The sequence below is a fragment of the Streptomyces beihaiensis genome, from assembly GCF_026274175.1.
Classification (GTDB): domain Bacteria; phylum Actinomycetota; class Actinomycetes; order Streptomycetales; family Streptomycetaceae; genus Streptomyces; species Streptomyces beihaiensis.
Genome location: NZ_JAPHNL010000153.1, coordinates 1 through 4,592 on the forward strand (window position 1 = coordinate 1; position 4,592 = coordinate 4,592).

Genomic DNA, 4,592 nt, shown 5'->3' on the forward strand with positions numbered 1-4,592 from the left:
GTCGGCGGGCGCCCGCCGACACCTCACCGTCACCACGCCCGACCCGGCCGACGCGGCCCGCGTGCTCAAGGAGCACGGCGTGACCGTGGTGGCGACGGCCGACGACCTCGTCACGGCCGAACCTCCGCCGGCCGGCTGCGGCACGGACCTGGCGGATCTGAACGCGGCACTGGTCGGCGCGGGTGTACGCGTCCGCGGCTTCGGCGTCGAACGGGCCTCGCTGGAGGACGCGTTCGTCGCGCTCACGGGGGAGGGTTTCGATGTCGCCGGCTGAGACGGGCAGGACAGCACCTACGAGTACGCCTACGAGTACTGGCACGAGCACCGGTGGGGGTATGAGTACGAGCGCGGGTGCGGGTGCAGGTGCAGGTACGGGTGCGGGTACGGGTACGGGTGCAGGTACGGGTGCGGGTGCGGGTGCGGGTGCGAGTGCCAGTACGGGCGCGGGCGCGGGCATGAGTGTGTCCGCCCCATGGACCTGGTCGCTGGGCCTGCTGCGCAGCGAGCTGTCGGTCACCTTTCGCCGTTGGCGCACGATCGCGCTGCTCGCGGTGCTGGCCGGAGTGCCGGTGCTGATCGGCATCGCGGTGAAGATCGAGACGGGCGACGGCGGGTCGCTCGGCGCTGGCGGCGGCCCCGACGGCGGTGGCGGCGGCCCCGCGTTCATCACGCAGGTCACCAACAACGGCCTGTTCCTGGTCTTCACGGCGCTGGCCGCGACGCTGCCGTTCTTCCTGCCGATGGCCGTGGGCGTGATCGCGGGCGACGCCGTGGCGGGTGAGGCGAACGGCGGGACGCTGCGCTATCTTCTCGTCGCCCCGGCGGGACGCACCCGCCTTCTGCTCACCAAGTATGCGACGACGCTCACGTTCTGCGTGGTCGCGACGCTCGTGGTGGCGGTGTCCGCGCTGGTCACGGGGGCGATCCTGTTCCCGCTCGGCGACGTGGTCACCATCTCGGGGACGACGATCGGCTTCGGCGCCGGGCTGTGGCGCGCGTTCCTGATCGCTCTGGTGGTCGCGGCGTCACTCGTGGGCCTGGCGGCGCTCGGCCTGTTCGTGTCGACGCTGACCGGCAGCGGAATCGCGGCGATGGCGACCACGGTGGGGCTGCTGATCACGGTGCAGATCCTCGACCAGATCCCGCAACTGCACGCCCTGCAACCGTACTTCTTCCCACACTACTGGCTGTCCTTCGCCGACTTGATGCGTCAGCCGGTCTACTGGGACGACTTGGTCAAGAACCTCGAACTACAGGCGCTGTACGCGGCGGTGTTCGGCTCGGCGGCCTGGGCGAGGTTCACGACGAAGGACGTCACGGCTTAGGACGTCTCGCCGTCGGACGCCACGGCTTAGGACGTTCTACCGTCGGACGCCACGCCGTAGGACGTCACGCCGTAGGACGTCACGCCGTAGGACATCACGGTGCAGGGGTCGGGTCCTCGTACGGGAACGTCGCGAGCGGGGGCTCCTGGGTGAAGTACGTCTTGGCGCGCGCCAGGGCCCCGGTATCGCGCAGTACGTCGCCGGGCCTGCTGCCGTTGCCGAGCAGTACGCCGCCGAAGCGCATCCCCATGTACGCGGCCGAGTTGCGCAGGGTGCCGACCAGCGGGTCCGCCGCGCTCGGCTCCTCGTGCGCGAGCGCGGTGACGCCCCACAGGGTTCGCCCGGCAAGGGTCGCCTTGAGTTCGACGCCGGGTGTCCGGAGCCAGCCGGACCAGTGGTCGAGGTAGCGCTTGGTCTGGGCGGAGACCGAGTACCAGTACAGGGGCGAGGCGATCACGATGTCGGTTGCTTCGAGGGTCGCTTCGAGCAGCAGCGCGGCGGCGTCGCTCTCGGGGCGCGCGTGGTTGCCGCCCTGTCGCGGGTGCCGCAGGTCCGTGAAGTCGGGCAGTGGGTGTTCGGTGAGGCTGATCCAGCGCTGGGCGACGTGGGCCGGGAGCTGCTCGGCGGCCTTGCGGGCGAGCAGCTCGGTGTTGCCGTCGGGGCGGCTGCTGCCGAGGAGGAACAGGAAGCGACGGTCTTCGTTGGACATGGTTCGATTCCCCCAAGGTGTGACGGGCGGCGCCTGATCGGTGTCTGATCGGCGCGTGATGTCGCGTGGTGTCGCGTGATCGGCGGGTGTGGCGGTCGAGGCGTTCGCTGTTGGTTGCGCGTGCATTCTATGCATATGCATCTAAGGTTGGCCAGGCTCACTCGCCACTCACTTGCCGGGCGGCGGCCAGATACGCCCTCACCAGCGGCCGCTCGTCGTCCCGGCGCGCCGCCACTGCGAGGCGAGACGGGGCAATGCCCCGGACCGGTACGCTCACCACGCCGTCGCGGGTGATCAGCGGCGCGTTGCCGACGGCGACCAGGACCACACCGAGCCCCGCGGCCACCGCCTCGTGCGTCTCCTCGGCGCTGGCCACCACCCCGCCGATCCGCGGCTCACGCCCGCCGCGCTCGTCCAGGGCGAGCCAGTACTCGCGCAGCACACCCGCTTCCGGCGGCAGCGCGAGGAACGGCTCGTCGGCGAGGTCCGCGAAGTCGACCGCGCCCTGCGGGTCGGCCGCGGCCCGCACGGCCAGCGGGTGATCGCCGGGCAGCGCCACATGGCGCGGCTCGCTCGCCACCACGGCGTACCGGTACCGGTCCTCGCCCGGCAGCGGCAGCCAGACGAAGGCGATGTCGCACGCCCCGTCCGCGAGCCCGGCGCTCGGGTCGCTCCACGCGACCTGACGCAGTACCGGGCGCGCGTCGGGGTGCCGGGCGAGCAGCCGGGCGCGAAGGGCGGGCAGCAGGCCGCGGCCAGGACTGGTGGACATGCCGATGACCAGGGTGCTCCGCTGGGCGTCCCGCGCGCTCCGGACCGCGCCCCCGGCGTCCGCGAGAGCGGCGAGTACGGCTCGGGCGTGCGGCAGCAGCGCCTCGCCCGCGCCGGTCAGTCGCACCTCACGCCGGTCGCGGTGGAACAGGTCGGCGCCGAGTTGCCGCTCCAGTGTCCGAATCTGCTTGCTGAGCGCGGGCTGCGAGACGTACAGGAGCTCGGCCGCGCGCGTGAAGTTCAACTCCTCGGCGACGGCGACGAAATATCGGAGATCGCGTCCATGGACGTCCATAACTCTTGGCTATCACAGGAGATCTTGGACGGGGGCGGAGACGAGGACCAAAGATGGAGGACATCGAGAGGCGAACAGGATCCCTCCGAAGCGCAGTTGACGGATTCGGAACCAGAACCGGAGCCGATTTCAGAAGCGGAGCCGAGTTCAGAACCGATACCTGGTTCGGTACCGGATCCTGGTTCAGAACCGGAACCTGGTTCAGAACCGGAACCTGGTTCAGAACCGGAACCTGGTTCAGAACCGGCAACGGCCTCAAACCGGTATCAGGATCGATCGACAGGGGAGACGAGTTCATGTCGCAGAACACCAAGGTCTGGCTGATCACCGGAGCGAGCAGCGGTTTCGGGCGGGCCATCGCGGAGGCGGCCGTCGCGGCAGGTGACACGGTGATCGGTACGGCGCGCCGCACCGACGCCCTGGCCGACCTGGTCGCCGAGCACCCCGACCGGGTGGAGGCCCTCGCCCTGGACATCACCGACGGAGAGCGCACCGACGCCGTCGCCGCCGACGTCCTGGCCCGCTACGGCCGGGTCGACGTGCTGGTGAACAACGCCGGACGCACCCAGGTCGGCGCCTTTGAGGAGACCACCGACGCCGAACTGCGCGACCTGTTCGAGCTGCACGTCTTCGGCCCGGCCCGGCTGACCCGCGCCCTGCTGCCGCACATGCGGGAGCGGCGCGGCGGCGCGATCGTGAACATGAGCAGCGTCGGCGGCCAGCTGTCCTTCGCCGGGTTCTCCGCCTACAGCGCGACGAAGGCGGCCCTGGAGCAGCTGTCGGAGGGGCTGGCCGACGAGGTGGCGCCGTACGGCATCAAGGTGCTGGTCGTGGAACCGGGGGCATTCCGTACGAACCTGTTCGGCAAGGGCGCGGCGTACCTCTCCGAGCCCAACCAGGCGTACGACGAGACGGCCGGAGCCACCCGGCGGATGGTGCAGAGCGGCGACGGCACCCAGCCCGGCGACCCGGTGAAGGCCGCCGCGGCGATCCTGCTCGCCCTGGACGCGGAGAAGACCCCGCTGCGGCTTCCGCTGGGCGCGGACGGCGTGGACGCCATTGTCGGCCACCTCGACGCGGTGCGTGCGGAGATCGCGGAGTGGGAGGAGGTGGCCCGGGGCACGGGCTTCGACGAGGACTGACCTCGGGGGGCGCGCGTACGTGCTGTCGTGCCGCCCCTACGGGCTGGTTGAGGGGCACCTCCGGGATCTGCCGGATCCCCGGGGCGTTCCCGCCGCGACACGCTGGAGGCCAAGCGGCGAGGAGCGCGGGTGACGCGGATGACACGGGCGACACGGGTGATACGGGCGACACGGGCGACGGGGGAGTCCCTAGCGATGAGAGAGACGCGGGCGGCGGGCGAGATGGAGGAGGCGCGGTCGTCGGGCCAGGCGGAGGAGGGGCAGGCGGCGGGCGAGACGGAGGATGCGCAGGCGTCGGGCGAGACGGAGGAGACACGCTCGACGGGGGAGACGGGGGAGACGGGGGAGAC

At 71.2% G+C, this 4,592-nt stretch carries 4 protein-coding genes and 1 pseudogene; 3 read left to right on the forward strand and 2 right to left on the reverse strand.

What is annotated here, in order from left to right:
• Together OFY01_RS15120 and OFY01_RS15125 are read left to right on the forward strand one after the other, a co-directional pair.
• Window positions 1-274: pseudogene (locus OFY01_RS15120) on the forward strand (ABC transporter ATP-binding protein); the annotation flags it as partial.
• Between the two features lie 181 nt (window positions 275-455).
• Window positions 456-1,325: an ABC transporter permease gene (locus OFY01_RS15125; protein WP_266600121.1), complete on the forward strand. Its 870-nt coding sequence runs from the start codon at window positions 456-458 to the stop codon at window positions 1,323-1,325.
• Between the two features lie 94 nt (window positions 1,326-1,419).
• Here OFY01_RS15125 and OFY01_RS15130 read toward each other — a convergent pair whose 3' ends face one another.
• Both OFY01_RS15130 and OFY01_RS15135 read right to left on the reverse strand, forming a co-directional pair.
• The gene (locus OFY01_RS15130) at window positions 1,420-2,034 is read right to left on the reverse strand and encodes a flavodoxin family protein (RefSeq protein WP_266600123.1); all 615 of its coding nucleotides are present in this window, start codon (window positions 2,032-2,034) and stop codon (window positions 1,420-1,422) included.
• 157 nt (window positions 2,035-2,191) lie between these two features.
• Window positions 2,192-3,100 (reverse strand): LysR family transcriptional regulator, encoded by a 909-nt coding sequence (locus tag OFY01_RS15135; RefSeq protein ID WP_266600125.1) that lies wholly within the window; start codon window positions 3,098-3,100, stop codon window positions 2,192-2,194.
• Between the two features lie 296 nt (window positions 3,101-3,396).
• Here OFY01_RS15135 and OFY01_RS15140 point away from each other — a divergent pair, with 296 nt between their 5' ends.
• Window positions 3,397-4,242 (forward strand): oxidoreductase, encoded by an 846-nt coding sequence (locus OFY01_RS15140; RefSeq protein WP_266600127.1) that lies wholly within the window; start codon window positions 3,397-3,399, stop codon window positions 4,240-4,242.
• Window positions 4,243-4,592: the final 350 nt, after the last annotated feature.

Bases quoted from the DNA above. Each gene is read 5' to 3' on its own strand.
- OFY01_RS15125 (WP_266600121.1), top strand. From the start codon at position 456: ATGAGTGTGTCCGCCCCATGGACCTGGTCGCTGGGCCTGCTGCGCAGC.
- OFY01_RS15130 (WP_266600123.1), bottom strand. From the start codon at position 2,034: ATGTCCAACGAAGACCGTCGCTTCCTGTTCCTCCTCGGCAGCAGCCGC.
- OFY01_RS15135 (WP_266600125.1), bottom strand. From the start codon at position 3,100: ATGGACGTCCATGGACGCGATCTCCGATATTTCGTCGCCGTCGCCGAG.
- OFY01_RS15140 (WP_266600127.1), top strand. From the start codon at position 3,397: ATGTCGCAGAACACCAAGGTCTGGCTGATCACCGGAGCGAGCAGCGGT.